Origin of the sequence: Kribbella sp. VKM Ac-2571, from assembly GCF_004362255.1 — a bacterium.
Lineage (GTDB): Bacteria > Actinomycetota > Actinomycetes > Propionibacteriales > Kribbellaceae > Kribbella > Kribbella pratensis.
Window position 1 is genome coordinate 33,290 of sequence record NZ_SNWS01000014.1, and the last position, 16,258, is coordinate 49,547.

General features: G+C 70.0%; 15 protein-coding genes. 8 read left to right on the forward strand and 7 right to left on the reverse strand.

Annotation, left to right across the window (positions count from 1 at the left end; translation table 11 throughout):
• Window positions 1–76 precede the first annotated feature (76 nt).
• Genes EV651_RS27725 through EV651_RS27735 form a run of 3 tightly spaced genes read left to right on the forward strand, consistent with a single transcriptional unit; the run spans window position 77 to window position 1,889 of the window.
• Window positions 77–751 carry a hypothetical protein gene (locus tag EV651_RS27725; RefSeq protein WP_133788199.1) on the forward strand — a complete coding sequence of 225 codons (675 nt, stop codon included), beginning with the start codon at window positions 77–79 and terminating at the stop codon, window positions 749–751.
• Entirely contained in the window at window positions 748–1,404 is a 657-nt protein-coding gene (locus tag EV651_RS27730; protein ID WP_238157233.1) for a dienelactone hydrolase family protein, read from the forward strand. The genes EV651_RS27725 and EV651_RS27730 overlap by 4 nt, the downstream gene beginning before the upstream one ends.
• On the forward strand, window positions 1,401–1,889 hold the full coding sequence (locus tag EV651_RS27735; RefSeq protein WP_133788201.1) for a glutathione peroxidase: 489 nt from the start codon (window positions 1,401–1,403) through the stop codon (window positions 1,887–1,889). Before EV651_RS27730 ends, EV651_RS27735 begins: the two co-directional genes overlap by 4 nt.
• A 126-nt stretch (window positions 1,890–2,015) precedes the next feature.
• Here the strand turns inward: EV651_RS27735 and EV651_RS27740 are convergent, their stop codons facing one another.
• The gene (locus EV651_RS27740; RefSeq protein ID WP_133788202.1) at window positions 2,016–3,290 is read right to left on the reverse strand and encodes an HRDC domain-containing protein; all 1,275 of its coding nucleotides are present in this window, start codon (window positions 3,288–3,290) and stop codon (window positions 2,016–2,018) included.
• Window positions 3,287–3,889, reverse strand: a complete 603-nt coding sequence (locus EV651_RS27745) for a DUF3000 domain-containing protein (RefSeq protein WP_133788203.1) — start codon at window positions 3,887–3,889, stop codon at window positions 3,287–3,289. The genes EV651_RS27740 and EV651_RS27745 overlap by 4 nt, the downstream gene beginning before the upstream one ends.
• Window positions 3,890–4,005: 116 nt before the next feature.
• Between EV651_RS27745 and hemE the strand changes: the two genes are divergently transcribed.
• The 5 genes from hemE to EV651_RS27770 are packed head-to-tail and all read left to right on the forward strand — an operon-like array spanning window position 4,006 to window position 8,063.
• On the forward strand, window positions 4,006–5,061 hold the full coding sequence (gene hemE, locus EV651_RS27750) for a uroporphyrinogen decarboxylase (RefSeq protein ID WP_133788204.1): 1,056 nt from the start codon (window positions 4,006–4,008) through the stop codon (window positions 5,059–5,061).
• Entirely contained in the window at window positions 5,048–5,554 is a 507-nt protein-coding gene (locus EV651_RS27755; RefSeq protein WP_133788205.1) for a GNAT family N-acetyltransferase, read from the forward strand. Before hemE ends, EV651_RS27755 begins: the two co-directional genes overlap by 14 nt.
• Window positions 5,551–6,960, forward strand: a complete 1,410-nt coding sequence (hemG, locus tag EV651_RS27760; RefSeq protein WP_133788206.1) for a protoporphyrinogen oxidase — start codon at window positions 5,551–5,553, stop codon at window positions 6,958–6,960. The genes EV651_RS27755 and hemG overlap by 4 nt, the downstream gene beginning before the upstream one ends.
• Window positions 6,957–7,652 carry a hydrogen peroxide-dependent heme synthase gene (gene hemQ, locus EV651_RS27765; protein WP_238157234.1) on the forward strand — a complete coding sequence of 232 codons (696 nt, stop codon included), beginning with the start codon at window positions 6,957–6,959 and terminating at the stop codon, window positions 7,650–7,652. Before hemG ends, hemQ begins: the two co-directional genes overlap by 4 nt.
• A 24-nt stretch (window positions 7,653–7,676) precedes the next feature.
• Window positions 7,677–8,063 carry a glyoxalase/bleomycin resistance/extradiol dioxygenase family protein gene (locus EV651_RS27770; protein WP_166658817.1) on the forward strand — a complete coding sequence of 129 codons (387 nt, stop codon included), beginning with the start codon at window positions 7,677–7,679 and terminating at the stop codon, window positions 8,061–8,063.
• On the opposite strand, the gene EV651_RS27775 is transcribed toward EV651_RS27770, so the two are convergent.
• The 5 genes from EV651_RS27775 to EV651_RS27795 all read right to left on the reverse strand — a co-directional run bounded on the left by EV651_RS27775 (window position 8,060) and on the right by EV651_RS27795 (window position 16,213).
• Window positions 8,060–10,090, reverse strand: a complete 2,031-nt coding sequence (locus EV651_RS27775) for an AAA family ATPase (RefSeq protein ID WP_133788207.1) — start codon at window positions 10,088–10,090, stop codon at window positions 8,060–8,062. The genes EV651_RS27770 and EV651_RS27775 overlap by 4 nt on opposite strands.
• 84 nt (window positions 10,091–10,174) lie before the next feature.
• Window positions 10,175–10,591, reverse strand: coding sequence for a peptide-methionine (R)-S-oxide reductase MsrB (gene msrB / locus EV651_RS27780; protein WP_133788208.1), 417 nt, complete (start codon window positions 10,589–10,591; stop codon window positions 10,175–10,177).
• Window positions 10,592–10,653: 62 nt separating this feature from the next.
• Window positions 10,654–13,059 (reverse strand): lamin tail domain-containing protein, encoded by a 2,406-nt coding sequence (locus EV651_RS27785; protein WP_133788209.1) that lies wholly within the window; start codon window positions 13,057–13,059, stop codon window positions 10,654–10,656.
• Window positions 13,060–13,131: 72 nt separating this feature from the next.
• On the reverse strand, window positions 13,132–14,493 hold the full coding sequence (locus tag EV651_RS27790; RefSeq protein WP_133788210.1) for an adenylate/guanylate cyclase domain-containing protein: 1,362 nt from the start codon (window positions 14,491–14,493) through the stop codon (window positions 13,132–13,134).
• Window positions 14,486–16,213, reverse strand: a complete 1,728-nt coding sequence (locus EV651_RS27795; RefSeq protein WP_133788211.1) for an FAD-dependent oxidoreductase — start codon at window positions 16,211–16,213, stop codon at window positions 14,486–14,488. The genes EV651_RS27790 and EV651_RS27795 overlap by 8 nt, the downstream gene beginning before the upstream one ends.
• Window positions 16,214–16,258: the final 45 nt, after the last annotated feature.

A 16,258-nucleotide genomic window follows, 5' to 3' on the forward strand; every position in this document is an offset into this window, starting at 1 on the left:
AAAGCAGTCAACCGTGGCAATGCGGCGCGAATGGGCGCATGCTGGAGTTCAAGGTCCGCGTTTCTGGAGTTGTTCCATGAACAATCTTGATCTGTCCGTGCCGGTCCTGAGCCGGGGGAAACACCGCAGTCCGCGCAAAGGCGCCTGCTTCATGGAGTTCGCGTCCTACCTGGCCGGTGAGCCGTGGTCGGACCACCCGTCCTGCACGCATCCGCTGCTGGCCGGCGTCGCGCGTGACGTGAACGACTGCACGACGGATTCCGGCCGGTCCCGGCTGGCTCCGTTGATCCCGTCGGTGATCGGCCTGACCCCGGACGACCCGCACGTCGTACCGCGGGTCACCGCGCGCTGCATCCAGCACGCGCTGCCCGTCGTCTCGCAGGAGCGCCAGTACATCCTGGCCGTCGCCCTGCTGGTAGGGGAGAAACAGCTCGCCCTGATCGACGGCCGGGCGCCCGACGACATCCAGCCGGAGTCGCTCGCGGTGCTGGAGGCGGTCCCGTCGGCGACCAAGTGGGCGCGGTCCTTCACCGCCCGCTCGCGTCGCGCGACCCCGGACTTCGCCCGCCGTACGGCGCCTCGCGCGGTCTCCTGCGCGGTCGAGGGGATCTCGCAGGCCTGCGTACCGGATCCGGACGACCGGCTGTACCACCTCCTCCTCGACGCCATCGCCGAGACCAAGGCATGGGTGCCCGCCCCCGCCCCCGCACCCGAGCCGGTTACGCGCGAGGTCGTACGCTTCACGGTGTGACATCGGAGATACCAGTCCACGAGTGGGGATCCGCTGATTCCGAGGCACCCGGAATCCTGCTCCTGCAGGAGATCTTCGGGGTCTCCGACTACATCAAGCAACGCGCGGCGGATCTGCACGCGCTCGGGTACTACGTTGCCGCGCCGGAGATCTACTGGCGCCTGGACGACACCGACCTGGACGAGTCCTCGCCGGACCTGCTGCCGCGTGCGATGGGCATCGTTGGGCGGCTCGACTGGGACCAGGCTGTGATGGACGCGGTCGCCGTACTGGAGCAACTGAAGGCGCGGCGCAAGGGCACCGGGGTGGTCGGCTTCTGCTTCGGTGGCGGGCTCGGCTTCAACGTGGCCGCTGTGACGTCGCCGGACGTTCTGGTGAGCTACTACGGCTCCGCGTTGCCCGGTCTGCTCGAGCTCGCGCCGAAGGTGACCGCGACCAGCCTGCACCACTTCGGCAACGCCGACGCGTACCTGGACGTCGACACGGTTGTGCCCGCACTCGGGGATGTCGAGATACACCGGTACGACGGCGCGGGGCACGCGTTCGACAACCCACTGCCGATGTTCCACCACCCAGAGGCGTCCGCGCTGGCGTGGCGGCGTACCGAAAGCTTTCTCGCCCAACACCTCCCAACCTTCCAAGGACAAGCATGAGCCTGTACGACATCCCGTTGACCACCCTGTCCGGTGCCGCGACCTCGCTCGGCGAGTACAAGGGCAAGGCCGTCCTGGTCGTGAACGTGGCGTCGAAGTGTGGTCTGACGCCGCAGTACGAGGGCTTGGAGAACCTGCAGAAGAAGTACGCGTCCCGCGGCTTCACCGTGCTGGGCGCACCGTGCAACCAGTTCGGCGGCCAGGAGCCGGGCACCGCCGAGGAGATCGAGACCTTCTGCTCCACGACGTACGGCGTGACGTTCCCGATGCTCGACAAGCTCGAGGTCAACGGCGAGGGCCGCCACCCGCTGTACGCCGAGCTCACCCTCACCCCGGACGCCGACGGCGAGGCCGGCGACATCCAGTGGAACTTCGAAAAGTTCCTGATCACCCCCGAAGGCACCGTAGCCGCCCGCTTCCGCCCCCGCACCGAACCAGAATCCCCCGAGCTAGTAAAGGCAATCGAGTCCCAACTACCCGCCTGACCAGCCTGACCAGCCTCCCGCGGGGCCGTTGCACAGGAACCGGGGCCGCTGCACAGGCTATTTCCTGTGCAGCGGCCCCGGTTCCGGTGCAATCGCCCGGTTCCCGTCCAAGACCAGTGGTGCCAGCTAGTCGAGGGGCTTCTTTGCCTCGGAAGTCATTGCTGCGGTGAGGACTTCGGCGGTGAGGGCGATCTGCCACTCGCGGGCGTGGTGGTCGCGGAGGAAGGTTTCGACGACTTCGCGGCTCAGGTCCGGTGGTGGGGACCAGGCCAGGCGGCGGATCGTGTCCGGGGCGAGGAGGTTCTCGGTGGGGAGGCGGTGGGCCTCGGCGATCTCGGCGACGGCGGCGCGGGCGGCCGAGAGGCGGGCTGCGGCGTCCGGGTCGCGGTCGGCCCAGGCGCGGGCCGGCGGCGGGCCGTCGTACCTCGGGCCCTGCTTGGGGAGTTCGGAGTCGGGGAGCCTGCGGGCGTGGTCGATGGCCTCCCACCAGGTCCGCATGTGGCGGTGGGCGCCGCGGCCCTTGAAGGCGGTGAGCTTCTGCAGCGTGTCGCGGTCGGTCGGCATCGCGGACGCCGCCTCGACGATCGCCGCGTCCGGCAGCACGCGGCCGGGGGAGATGTCGGCCGACGCGGCGATCTGGTCGCGGGCCTCCCAGAGCGCCCGGACGACGGCCAGGCTGCGGCGGTTCCGGACCCGGTGCATACCCGACGTACGGCGCCACGGGTCCGGTTTCGGCTCCCGCGGGGGAGCGTCCAGGATCGCGGCGAACTCCTGCTCGGCCCAGTCCCACTTGCCTTCGCGGCGCAGCTCCTGCTCGATCGCGTTCCGCAGCTCGATCAGCATCTCGACGTCCAGGGCGGCGTACACCAGCCAGGGCGCCGGGAGCGGCCGGGTCGACCAGTCGGCCGCGGAGTGCTCCTTGCGCATCCGGTAGCCGAGTACTTCGCTCACGAGCGAGGCGAGGCCGACCTTCGGGTACCCGAGCAGGCGGCCGGCGAGTTCGGTGTCGAACACCTGCCGCGGGACCATCCCGACCTCGGCCAGGCAGGCCAGGTCCTGGTTCGCGGCGTGGATGATCCACTCGGTGTCGACGATCGCGTCACCGAGCGCGGACAGGTCGCCGAACGGGATCGGGTCGACGAGCGCGGACCCGGAGCCCTCACGGCGGAGCTGGACGAGGTACGCGCGGTGTGAGTAGCGGTAGCCGGAGGCGCGCTCGGCGTCGACAGCCACCGGACCCGTGCCGGAGCGGAACGCCTCGACGGTGTCGGTGAGCGCGGAGTCGGTGTCGATCACCTCCGACAACCCGTCCCGGAGTTCCAGCAGGGGCAGGTTCCCTTCTTGGTTCTGCGCCGTCGGGTCGTCCGGAGCGGACGACGGCTGGGTGTTGGCTGGGCTCATCGGCCCCGCTGTCCACGCCGGGTCGGCATCGCGACCACCCCCGGCGGCACCGGCGGCAGTCCGGCCGCCGTACACAGCACCTCGCCCCACGCCTCGGCGTGCCGGGTCACGTCGACCGTCCCGCCGGGGCCGGGCACGGGACTCCAGGACGCGCGGATCTCGATCTCCGCGGTCGCGTCGTCGTCGGCCATGCCGCCGAAGCTCTCCGATACCACCCTGGTGACGGTACCGCTCGGGGCCAGGAAGTCGGCACCGCGGTCCGCCAGCGCCTCCATCAGCCAGGTCCAGCCCACGCCGCCGAGCAGCGCGTCGGTCACCATCTCCGGTTCGACGGCGGCGCGCACGTATGCAACACAGCGGAAGGTCGACTGCCAGGCGTCGTTCCCGTCCGGGTCGTAGAGGATGACCAGGCGGCCGGTGGCGACATCGTCGCCGTCGACCGTCACGTCGGCGCTGACCGCCGCCGCATGCGGTGCGATCCGCTGCGGTGCGGGCATCTCCTCGACGAAAACCTCGGGCCGGAACCGGGCACCTCGTAATTGCGAGACTGCCTCGGCGAACTCCGCGGGTGGCGCGTCGACCTGCTTGCGGGCACCCATGTCGGCAGCCTACGACTGATTACTCACCGCCGCCTGCTAAGACGCGCCGGTAGCTGTGTGTATGCCGGACGCGACCGGGTCGCTGCGCCGTGATCGCAGCGTGGGATCATCGCTGTGTGCCAGTGACGCCACCCTCCACTCCGGACCGTTCCGCCTATCTGCTCGCCGCCCGGGGTGAGCCGGTGCCCCACACTCCGGTGTGGTTCATGCGGCAGGCCGGCCGAGCGCTGCCCGAGTACCGTGCCGTCCGCGAGGGCATCACGATGCTCGAGTCCTGTATGCGGCCCGACCTCGTCGTGGAGATAACGCTGCAGCCGGTCCGCCGTTACGGCGTCGACGCGGCGATCTACTACTCCGACATCGTGCTCCCGCTGAAAGCGGCCGGGTTCGGCGTCGAGATCAAGCCGGGTGTCGGTCCGGTCGTCGCGGACCCGATCCGGGACGCCGCGGGCGTCGCCACGGTGCGTCCGGTCACTCCGAGCGACGTTTCGTTCACCACGGAGTCGGTGCAGCAGTTGGTGACCGAGCTCGGCGGTACGCCGTTGATCGGGTTCGCCGGTGCCCCGTTCACGGTCGCGTCGTACCTGGTCGAGGGCGGGCCCAGCAAGGACTTCGCCAAGACCAAGGCGATGATGCACAGCAACCCGGACCTGTGGCACGCGCTGGCCGACCGGCTGGCGGACGTCGCCATCGCGTACCTGGCCGTGCAGGTCGAGGCCGGCGCGTCGGCGATCCAGCTGTTCGACTCGTGGGCCGGTGGGTTGTCGCGGCGGGACTACGAGCGGTTCGTGCTGCCGCACTCCGCGAAGGTGTTCGAGGCGCTGAAGGAGTACGGCGTACCGCGGGTGCACTTCGGCGTGAACACGGGCGAGCTGCTCGGTCTGATGAGCGCGGCCGGGGCCGATGTCGTCGGCGTCGACTGGCGTGTCCCGCTGGACGAGGCCGTACGGCGGGTTGGTCCGAAGCCGCTGCAGGGCAACCTCGACCCGGCGCTGCTGTTCACCGGGTGGGAGACGATCGAGCCGGAGATCGACCGGATCCTCGCCGAGGGCAAGGCGGCCCCCGGCCACATCTTCAACCTCGGCCACGGCGTCCCGCCGAACGCCGATCCCGAGGTGTTGCACCGGGTCGCGCAGTACGTCCAGACGAAGTCGGCCCATGTACCTGCCTGATTACGACGTCACCCTGGAGCCGCTGCGACCGGACCACGCGGACGCGGTGCTCGCGTTCGAGCAGGAGAACCGGCAGTACTTCGCCTCGTGGGTGTGGGACCGCGGCGACGAGTTCTTCACGGACTACGCGACCCGGCACGCCGCCCTGCTCGCCGAGCAGGAGGCCGGCGTCTGCCGCTTCCACGTGCTGGTCGACAACACCGGAGCCGTGGTCGGCCGGGTGAACCTGATGGACCTCGAGAACGGGTCGGCCGAGCTGGGCTACCGGATCGCCGAGAAGTGGGCCGGGAAGGGCCTCGCGAAGGCGGCTGTCCGGGCGGTCATCGAGGTCGCACGGACGGAGTACGGACTGACGGCGCTCACGGCCGGGGCCTCGAACCACAACGGCGCCTCGCAGGCGGTGCTAACGCGCACCGGATTCCGGCCGGTCGGGAGCTCCAGCACCGACCTCGGACCGGGAACCAAGTACGAGTTGAGCTTGGAGAACGTGTGAACCGGGTCGTTGTGGTCGGCGGCGGCATCAGTGGACTGGCGGCGGCGCATGCGCTCGCGACCGGGCCGAACCCGCCGCGGATCACGGTCCTCGAAGGGTCGCCGCGGCTGGGCGGGAAGCTGGCCGGAGACGCGATCGAGGGTGTGCCGGTCGACCTGGGCGCCGAGTCGGTGCTGGCGCGGCGGCCGGAGGCGGTCGAGCTGATCCGGGCCGTCGGGCTCGGGGACGACCTGGTGCATCCGGCAACGACCTCGGCCGGGCTGTGGATCGGCGACCGGATCCGCGCGATCCCGCCGACCGTGATGGGCGTCCCGGTCGATGCGGCCGCGACTGCCGACGTACTCGGGGAAGCGGCCGCCGAGCAGGTCGCGCACGAGGCCGAGTTGCCCGCGCCCGCGCTGACGGAGGATGTGGCGATCGGGCGGTTCGTCGCCGACCGCATGGGTTCCGCGGTGACCGACAAGCTGATCGACCCGCTGCTCGGCGGGGTGTACGCCGGGAAGGCCGAGGAGATCTCGCTCGCCGCCGCCGTACCCGACCTGTACGCCAAGCTGCGGACCGCGCCGAGCCTGCTCGCCGCCACGGCCGAGCTGCGCGAACTGGGCCAGAAGCGCGCCGGCCAGCCGGTCTTCGCCGGCATCGTCGGCGGCATCAACCGCCTGATCGGCGCCCTCGAGCAGGACCTGACCGCCCGCGGTGTCGAGATCCGCACCAAGCTCGCCGTACGCCGGATCTCGCGGACCGCCGACGGGTTCGAGCTGGAGGCGGGACCGGTGCCCGCACCGACGTACCTCTCGGCGGATGCGGTCGTGGTCGCCGTACCGGCTGCTCCGGCCGGACGGATGCTGGGGGAATTGGTGCCCGCGGCATCGACCGAGCTGGCGGGCATCGAGTACGCGAGCATGGCGATCGTCACGCTCGCCGTCCGGAAGCGCGACTGGCCGTCGGAGGCCGCCGGGTCCGGGTTCCTGGTGCCGTCCGTGGAGGGCCGGACGATCAAGGCGTCGACGTACTCGCACGCCAAGTGGGCGTGGTCCGCGGAGGCCGGGGGAGAGCTCGCGGTCCTGCGTGCCTCGGTCGGGCGGCTCGGTGAGGAGTACGTGCTGCAGCGGTCCGACGAGGAGCTGGTTCAGCTCGCGGTGGCAGATCTGCGCAAGGCGATCGGACTGCAGGCCGAGGTGGTCGGGTCGCTGGTGACGCGGTGGGGCGGTGGTCTTCCGCAGTACGCCGTCGGGCACCTGGATCGCGTCGACCGGGTCGAGACCGCGGTGTCCGGCGTACCCGGGCTGGCGGTGTGTGGAGCGGCGTACCGGGGTGTCGGGATCGCCGCGTGTGTGGCCTCGGGCGGCAAGGCGGCCACCCGGGTGCGGGAGCACCTGAACGCATCGGAGACAATGAAGTCGTGACTGGTAAGCCGAAAGCCCGTGAGCTCAACGACGTCATCCGCTACACACTGTGGTCGGTGTTCAAGGTCGAGACGCCGCTCGGTGACGTCGACCGGGAGGAGCTGACCGCCGAGCTCAACGATCTGATCGGGAAGCTGGCCGCCGACGACGTGGTGATCCGCGGGTTCTACGACGTCGAAGGCTTCCGGGCGGACGCCGACTTCATGATCTGGTGGCACGCGCCGACCTCGGACGCGCTGCAGGAGGCGTACCACCAGTTGCGCCGCTCACGGCTCGGGCGGCACCTGGTACCGGTCTGGTCGCAGTTCGCGCTGCACCGGCCGGCCGAGTTCAACAAGAGCCACATTCCGGCGTTCCTGGCCGACGAGGAGCCGCGCGGCTACATCTGCGTGTACCCGTTCGTCCGGTCCTACGAGTGGTACCTGCTGCCGGACGAGGAGCGCCGGTTCATGCTCGCCGAGCACGGCAAGATGGCGCGCACCTACCCGGACGTGCGGGCGAACACTGTGGCGTCGTTCGCGCTCGGTGACTACGAGTGGATCCTCGCGTTCGAGGCCGACGAGCTGCACCGGATGGTCGACCTGATGCGCGACCTGCGCGCCTCGACCGCCCGCCGGCATGTCCGCGAGGAGATCCCGTTCTACACGGGCAAGCGGACCGAGCCCGGCGATCTGATCGCCAACCTGGCCTGACCGGGGCGGAGGGGTGGGCTTGATATGACGCAGCTGCACCGCAAGGCGTTCCCGGTGCTGTACGTCGCCGACGTACGCCGGTCCGTCGCGTTCTACACGCTCCTCGGTTACGAACCGACGTACCAGTTCCCGCTGGAGGGCGACCCGCACTACGTCGGCCTGGAGCGCGGCGAGTCGTCCCTCGGCCTGTCCGACGCCAACTGGCCCGAGGCCCAGCTCGGCATCACGGTCGGTACGGCGCCGCGCTTCGAGCTGTTCGTGTACGTCGACGACGTCGAGGCGGAGGTGGAACGCTTCCGCGCGGCCGGCCACCCGGTCCTGCAGGAGCCGGCCACCATGCCCTGGGGCGAACGCCAGGCCTACCTCGCCGACCCGGAAGGCAACCCGGTCGCGCTCGCCACCCCGGTTTAGGTGCCGGGCTTCTGCAGCAGGTAGTCCTCGGCGCGCATCGAGGTCGGGGGGCGGACGTCGGACGGGATCAGCTCGCGCAGGTCCCGCTCGGTGAGCTTGTCCGGGTCGCTGGCGGACAGCCGGGTGGCCTGGTTGGAGACGGCTTCCTCGAGCACGTTCCGGATGAAACGGCCGTTACCGAAGCTGTGGCCACGCGGCGCGGGCGGGATGACGGCGCGGACCTTGTCCAGCACTTCCTCGCCGTAGATCATGCCCTTCTGCCGGGCCTGCAGCTCGAAGATCGCGACCAGCTGGTCGGTGTCGTACTCGCTGAACGACAGCAGCTTCGGGAACCGGGACTGCAGACCGGTGTTGGACTCCATGAACCGCTGCATCTCGCGGTGGTACCCGGCGACGATCACGATGCAGTCGTTGCGGTGGTCCTCCATCAGCTTCAGGATCGTCGCGACCGCTTCCAGACCGTAGTCACCCGGGGTGTTCTCCGGCGTCAGGCTGTACGCCTCGTCGATGAACAGCACGCCGCCGAGCGCCTCGCGGAACTTGGCCGCGGTCATCGGCGCGGTCGAACCGACGCCGGCGCCGACCAGGTCGGAGCGGTCGACCTCGACCACGTGACCCTTCTCCAGGACGCCGAGCTGGTGGTAGATCCGGCTGAGCAGACGGGCGATCGTGGTCTTCGCCGTACCGGGCTTGCCGACGAACACCATGTGCCGCGCACGCTCGTGACTCGGGAGCCCGAGCTCGGCCCGGCGGAGGTTCGTCTTCACCTCGGCGACCATCTTGCGGACCGCGTCCTTGACCGACTCCAGGCCGATCAGCGAGTCGAGCTCGGCCAGCGGGTTGTCGCTGTAGTCGACCGGCTTCGGCAGCGGATCGTCGAGCGTGCCGCCGTCGCCCGCCCTGTTCTGTTCGTCCTTCTTGACGTCCTTCCAGGCGGCCGACAGCGAGGCCTCCTGGTTGGCGGCTGCCTGGTTCTCGAGGGCGCTCCAGCGCTCGCGGTCGAGCATCCGGAACAGCGTGGTCAGGTCCGGCACCTCCGGCTCCGGCCAGGGCGCCCGGTTGAGCACACCGGCCAGGTGTACGCCGACCCGCGCGGCAGCGGCGCCCCAGGACCGGGCGAGCGGCGCCTGGCCGTTGCGGATCGCGCGGGACATCCACTGGTTGACGTGGCCGTGCCAGGTCTGCAGCGAGAAGGTCGGGTCGATCTCCTGGAGTGCTTTGTGAACGTCGACCGCGGAGTTGCCGAGGACGCCCGCGACGGACTTCGGGATTCCGCGCAGTCCCGTCGCCAGGATCAGCTCGGCCAGTACCTGGGCGAAGTCGCCGGCGTACTCGTCCGGGCTCAGCATCAGCATCCGGGCGTGCGTGTCCCGGACCGAGTTCAGCGAGTACCGCAGGGCGGCGGTGGGGCCGGCGAGCTCGGGGAGTACGGCGCGCTCGGAGTCCTTGAGCGCCTCGGTACGCCAGTACTTCGCGATGTCGTCGTACTCGCCGGCGACGTGCAGTTCGGTGAGCTCACGGTCGGCCAGAACGCGGTCGAACGCGGCGGTCAGGGCCGTCGCGCGCGCCGCCATCGGGGGAGCGTCGACGAACATCGCGACGACGTTGCGGGACAGCTGCAGAGCGTGCCTGCGACCGTTCTCGCGGAAGCCGCGCGCGCCGGCGATCGCCTGCAGGTGCCAGTCGGTCTGCGCGGCGTAGATCACGTGGCCGCTGCCGCCGAGGCGGGAGGACGGCCGGTAGAACTCGTGGGTCAGCTCGGTCGACAGGTCGGCGTACTCACCGTGCAGGACCGGGATCCACCCGGTCAGCAGCGGTGCCACCTGGTGGGTGTACCAGACCGCGGCGGGGGTTCCCTTGACGAAGTCCGGGAACGCCTCGGGGCGCAACGGCCGCAGCGCCTCGGGATCGTCCGCCCAGGCCTTGAGCTGCGCCCGGATGCGAGCCAGCCACGCGCCCGGCACCTCCCACGGCTCCTCCGCCGCCAGCACATCGAGAACCCGCGGACTACGGACTTCGTCAGCCACCAATTTCCTTCCCCAGACTCCACCAGCCGCCCCAGTCTAGAACCCCACCGGGCTAGCGTCGGTCAGGCGAGCGGCAGGCGCGGGTCAGGCAGGCGCGAGGGTCAGGCTGATGCTGTTGATGCAGTAGCGGAGGTCGGTGGGGGTGCCGTAGCCCTCGCCCTCGAAGACATGGCCGAGGTGGGAGCCGCAGTTGGCGCAGCGGACCTCGACGCGCTTCATGCCGAGGGCGTGGTCCTCGATGTACTCGACCCGGTCCTCGGCGAGCGGCGCGAAGAACGACGGCCAGCCGCAGTGCGAGTCGAACTTGGTCTCGCTCCGGAACAGCTCCGCGTCGCAGGCCCGGCACTTGTACACGCCGACCGTCTTGGTGTCGGTGTACTCACCGACGAACGGCCGCTCGGTGCCGGCCTGGCGCAGCACGTGGAACTCGGCGGGGGAGAGCTGCGCCTTCCACTCCGCCTCGGACTTCTGAACGGCGTATTGCTTGGTGTCATCTGTCACCACCCCAGTATCGGTCGCCCGAGCGTGAAAACCCCGCCCAGGCGACCGACGTAACACTGCGGTTAGCGCACCCAGGACGGCAACGGGGTCAGTTTCACCACCTGCGGGTCGTGGTCGGAGATCTGGTCCGGGAACTCCGCGTTCATGTGCACGACGTCGTACGCCGATGCCGGCCGCAGGTTCTGCGAGATCAGGATCTGGTCGAGGATCTGACTGTTGCCCTCGAACACGTAGCTGTACCGCTCCGGCAGCGGCAGTGTCCGCGGCAGGTCGATCAGCGCCGTCTTGCCCGAGCCGACCAGGATGTCCGCGGTCTGCGACCAGTCGAAGTCGTTCAGGTCACCGAGGACGACGACGTTCGCGCCCTTGTCCTTGGCCAGGATCTGGTCCACGAACCCGCGCACCACGGCGGCCTGCTGGTGCCGCTTCTCCGCGGTCACCTGCACCGGCGGCTGGAAGCGGCCCCACAGCGGGTTGTCGCCGCCCTTCGAGCTGAAGTGGTTCACGACCACGAACACGGTCTGCCCGTGCCACTTGAACTCGCCCGCGAGCGGCACCCGGGTGGCGGCCCAGGCCGGGTTTGCCGGGTCGATCCGGCCCGGCGACGCGCTGAGGTGCGGCCGGCCGGCGTTGTCCGTGACGATCGTGGTCGGCGTCGTCGAGGTCCCGCCGGGTGTGTCGACGAACTTCACCGCCTTGTCCGTCCGGTACAGGAACGCGACCCGGATGTTGCCGCCCGGCTCACCGCCTTCGGCGTTGTTCACCGGGTCGATCTGCTTCCAGGTGTACTGCGGCCCACCCGCCTTCACGATCGCCGCCGCCAGCAGGCCGAGCGTCTTGTCCGCGCTCGTCGTACCGGAGTTCACCGCTCCGTCGTCGTCCTGGACCTCCTCGAGACCGAGGATGTCGGGCGACGCGAGGTTGTGCACGACCGCCTGCGCCAGCCCGTCGAACTTGGCGTCGCCGTCGGACGGGTCCAGGTTCTCCACGTTGAACGTCGCCACCGACAGCTGGACCGGCGACGAGGCCTTGGTCGTCTCGCGCTTGACCCCGCCGTCGATCACGGTCGGCGTGGTGGTCGGCAACAGCTTGAAGTTGCCGAACGAGTAGTCGAGGACCCCCGTCACGGTGGTCGAATCAGGACCAGCCAGCTTGTCGCCCGTCTTCGCGTCCGGGATCGCCGTCAGTACGTCGTCCAGCAGCACCCGCTCCGGGTTGCTGTCGGTCTTCTGCAGCAGGATCCCGCCGCGGACCGTGCGCACACCCGCACCAGCCGGTACGACGGACAGCTCGCGGAACGAACTCGTCGGCCCGGTGACCTCAGGCTGGTCGATGCCCAGCCACATCCCCTCCAGCGACTCCCAGAAGTCGAGACCGTCGGTAGCCGGGTCGAACGCCGTGCTGGTCGTCTCCACGTCACCGGACGCGTCGTCCTCGATCACGGTCGACGGCGGCACGCGCCCGCCGGCTCCGACGATGGTCGGCGCAGGTACGGCGGCATTCCCGGTCACGGTGACCTTCGGGTTGGTGAGCTCGGTGGTCGTGAGGTTCGTCGTACCGCCTGAGCCGCCCGGGCGGAACTCGGCGACCGAGCCCTCGACGGTCACGGCGTCGCCCACGGAGACCGTCGGCGCGGCGCTGGTGAACACGAACAGGCCCTCGCTGGTGGCCGGGTCGGCGTCCGGCAACGGGTCCTGGAACCAGAATCCGTTGCTGCCCTTCACCGTCACCACACCGGTGACGTTCGCGACCTGCTTGCCCTCCAGCGGCGACCGGTGCGCGGCGCCCTGGATGTCGTGGATCTTCGCGTCCACCGGCGGCTCGGCCGGACCACCGGTCAGTGTGCCCGGCGACGGGTTGCCCGCCGCGAAGTCGGCACTGTTGTTGTCGGTGTCCTTCGCCGGGTCGTTCCGCGCGGCCGAGGTCGTGTTCGACAGGCCCGGCGCGGGTGCGGTCTCGGAGTCCGTGGCGGCGCCGTAGCCGACGTAGTCCTTGACGCCCGCGTCCGCGTGGCAGGTGGCGCCGCAGGCGAGCGCGGTCTGGTTGGTGACCAGCGCGACCTTGCCGCTGGCCGCGGACATCAGGATGGTCCCGGTCGCGTTGGCTGTCGGCAGCGGCTGGCCGTTCCCGGCGCCGGCGCCGGCGCCCTCCTGGACCAGGTAGGCGGCTCCGGGCGCGATGGTCCCGGTCAGCTTCGTCACCTGCCACGACGATCCGGTGGCCGAGGCGTACTGGATCGACCAGCCGCTCACGTCGACCGGGGCCGAGCTGTTGTTGGTCAGCTCCACGAAGTCGTTCTGGTACGGCGCGCCGCTGTTGCCGCCACCGCCGTACACCTCGGTAATGAGGACATCGGTGGACGCGGCGTCGGCGGGCCGAGCGATCAGCACGGCGGCGCCGGCTAGGACGAGACTCGAAGTGACCACGAGAGCGCCCAGGCGGCGCCGTGATCGGTACAGGGCAGACATTCCCGGATTCTCACACCGGTCCGCGGTCCTTCCAAGGTCCAACACGTGAACACGTCCCGAAGGCAGGGGTGATCATTCGCCGCGCAACCCCAGCAGGCGGTAGACCTCGACCGGCTCGGACTTTCCCTTCAAACTGATCGGCCCGAGGGCCTCGGTGCGCGCCTGCGGCAGCAGCGCCTTCGTCGCCGGCCCGATCGCGACGGTCCCACTCGGAGCCTTCCCCTCGATCCGCGACGCGACGTTCACGGTGTCCCCGATGACGGTATGCGTTCTCCCGCCTTCCGTCCCGAGCAGCGTCACGGACGCGATCCCGCTGTTGATCCCGACCCGGAACCGCGGCCAGTCCGAATGCGCTGCCTGTACGACGGCCGCCGCCTCCTGCAGCGCCAGGCCGGCCTCGGCCGCTCGTCGCGCATGGTCCGGCTGATCGCCGCGTTTGTTGAACGTGACCATCAAGGCGTCCCCTATGATCCGGTCGACGTCGCCGCCGTGCCGTTGGACGACCTGCGGTACGACGACCTGGAAGTACGTGTTGAGCATCGCCGTGACCTCGGACGGGTCGTGCTGCTCCGAGAACGACGTGAACCCCTGCAGGTCCGCGAACAGCACACTCAGCTCGCGCCGCCCCGACACCGTGTCCTCCTGGTACAGGTCCGCGAACCGTTCCTCGTACCACTGGATCCGAACCCCGGCGACGACCAGCACGAACGCGCTGAGCATCAGCACGTGCCACTCCCACCACGACAACGCCCAGTTCCGCGCGAACACCAGCGCGACCATCGCCTCCCCGAGCAGCACGAAGGCTGCGATCATCGACAGCAGCATCAGCGACGGCCGAGCCCACCAGGTGCGCAGGTACCTCGCGGCGGCAACGCCGTACAGGACGACCGTGGGTACGGCGAGCGCAGTGAGGATGCCGTCGGCAACTTCTGGGACAGACGTCGCGTGCAGCGGCCAGATCCGCAGTACCGAAGCCGCCGCCCACAACACCATCAGCATGAGCAGACCGCCCCGCAGCCTTCGTCCCCACGCGATACCCGAGACGGTCAGGCTCGAGAGGAACGCGAACACCGACCCCAGCGCGACGCCCACCGGAGTCGCGAGTGTGAAGCCGGCGTTCGGCGTGTCCAGCAGCACCTTCGGCGTCGCCAGCGCGTGCAGTCCCAGAAAGCCCGCCGCGGACAGGAACGCCAGCGACACGAACAGCACCCGCGCATCACCTCGCCGCAGTGCCGCGGCGCCGGTCGTGTAGGCGAGTACGGCGCTCAGCGCGGCAGTCAGCAGCACCAGCCAGAAGTGCGCTGGGTGGTGCTCCCAATGAACGTCGAGCCGTCGCTCCCGCAGCACCAACGCGAGGCCCACGAGCGGCAGGAGCAACACCAGCGCAGTCAGTCCGACCATGGCCGGCGTGTAGACGAACTTCCGCTCAGGCATCCGACCGGACCTTGAGGTGCGTGTGGATCTGCGAGACCACCACCGATCCCTCACCGACGGCCGAGGCCACCCGCTTCACTGACGCGCACCGTACGTCGCCGACCGCGAACAGCCCCGGCACAGTCGTCTCGTACGGCTGCGGGGGCCGAGCGTCCTGCCACTGCGGATCCGCTGCGGCATCCGACCCGGTCAGCACGAAGCCATGCGCATCCCGCCCCACCTCCGCCGGCAGCCAGTCGGTCCCCGGCACCGCCCCGATCATCACGAAGAGCCCGTCGGCCTGGACCGTCTCCTCGTCACCGGTCCGCCGATCCCGCAGTACGACGTACTCCAGCCGACCGTCGCCACCGCCGCCGGTCACCTCACTCGACGCCCGCACGATGACGTTGTCGGCGGCAACGATCGCGTCGATGAGGTACTGCGACATGCTCGCCGCCAGGTCCTCACCACGGATCACCAGCAGCACCCGCCGGCAGTACCGCGCCAGGTGCAGAACCGCCTGCCCGGCCGAGTTCCCACCACCGACCACGCACGCGTCCCGATCCTGCAGACCGTGCGCCTCGGACACGCTCGCGCCGTAGTACACCCCGGCACCCACCAGCTTCTCCAGCGACGGTACGTCGAGCCGCCGGTAGGACACGCCGCTCGCCAGCACGACCGCCCGCGCCGTCACCTCGCCGACCGTATCGATCGCGGCGACGAACTGATCGCCCCGTTTCTCCAGCCGCTCCACCGTCCGCATCAGCACGAAATGCGCTCCGAACACCCACGCCTGCTGGTATCCGCGTTGTGCCAGCTCCGACCCGCGAATGCCGCGCGAGAACCCGAGATAGTTGCGGATCAGCGAACTCGTCCCGGCCTGCCCGCCGATCGACTCGCGCTCCACGACCAGCGTCCGCAATCCCTCGGACGACCCGTACACGGCCGCGGCCAGCCCACCCGGTCCGGCCCCGACCACGAGCAGGTCGAACGACCGGTCTGCGTCGGGTGCCAGCGTGGTCGGGACGCCCCACGCCTCGGCGATCTCCGCGTCGGTCGGATCGTGCAGGACCGTGCCTCCGATCGCCGGCATCCACACCAGCACCCCGTCGCCGGGATCCGGCTCGCCGATGAACTCGAGTACGTCGTTCGCGAGCGCCGAACCACTGTCCCGGAACGCGCTCGGGATCCCGTTGCGGGCCAGCAGACTGCGCACGGCCTGGCCACGCACCGACGTACCGGCCGCGATCACGACCACCTCACGCAGGTTGGCGACCTCGAAGCGCGACCACTCCTGGACGAACTCAGCCACCGTGCGGTGGAACAGCTCGTCGTGCGCGATCCACGGTTTCAGCACGTAGTAGTTGATGTCGCCGACCGACATCGCGCTCAGGATCGCCGACGCCGTCGTACGCTTCGCCCAGGCCCCCCACTCGATCAGCAGTGCCCGCCGCGCGTCGGGGTGCAGCGTCCGCGACGCCGCGAGAATCTCGGCCCGTTCGTCGTCGGGCAGGGCGTGGTCGACCAGCACCACGGCGACCCGCTGCTCCCACTCGTGCGCGCGCCGTAGACAGTCGAGCGCGGCCGCCGCCGTGACCTCGCCGCGGACCCGGAAGTCCGCGCCGAAGCCGCGACCCAACTCGGTCTCGCACCGTTCCAGACGCTCCGGGTCAGCGTCGACGACGAGCAGTACCGGCCGGGCTGAACGAAGCCGCGGCCCACCCCCGGGCACCCCACCCATGTCTGTGACGGTAGGTCCGCACAAACAGCGTGGCAATGCATCAAG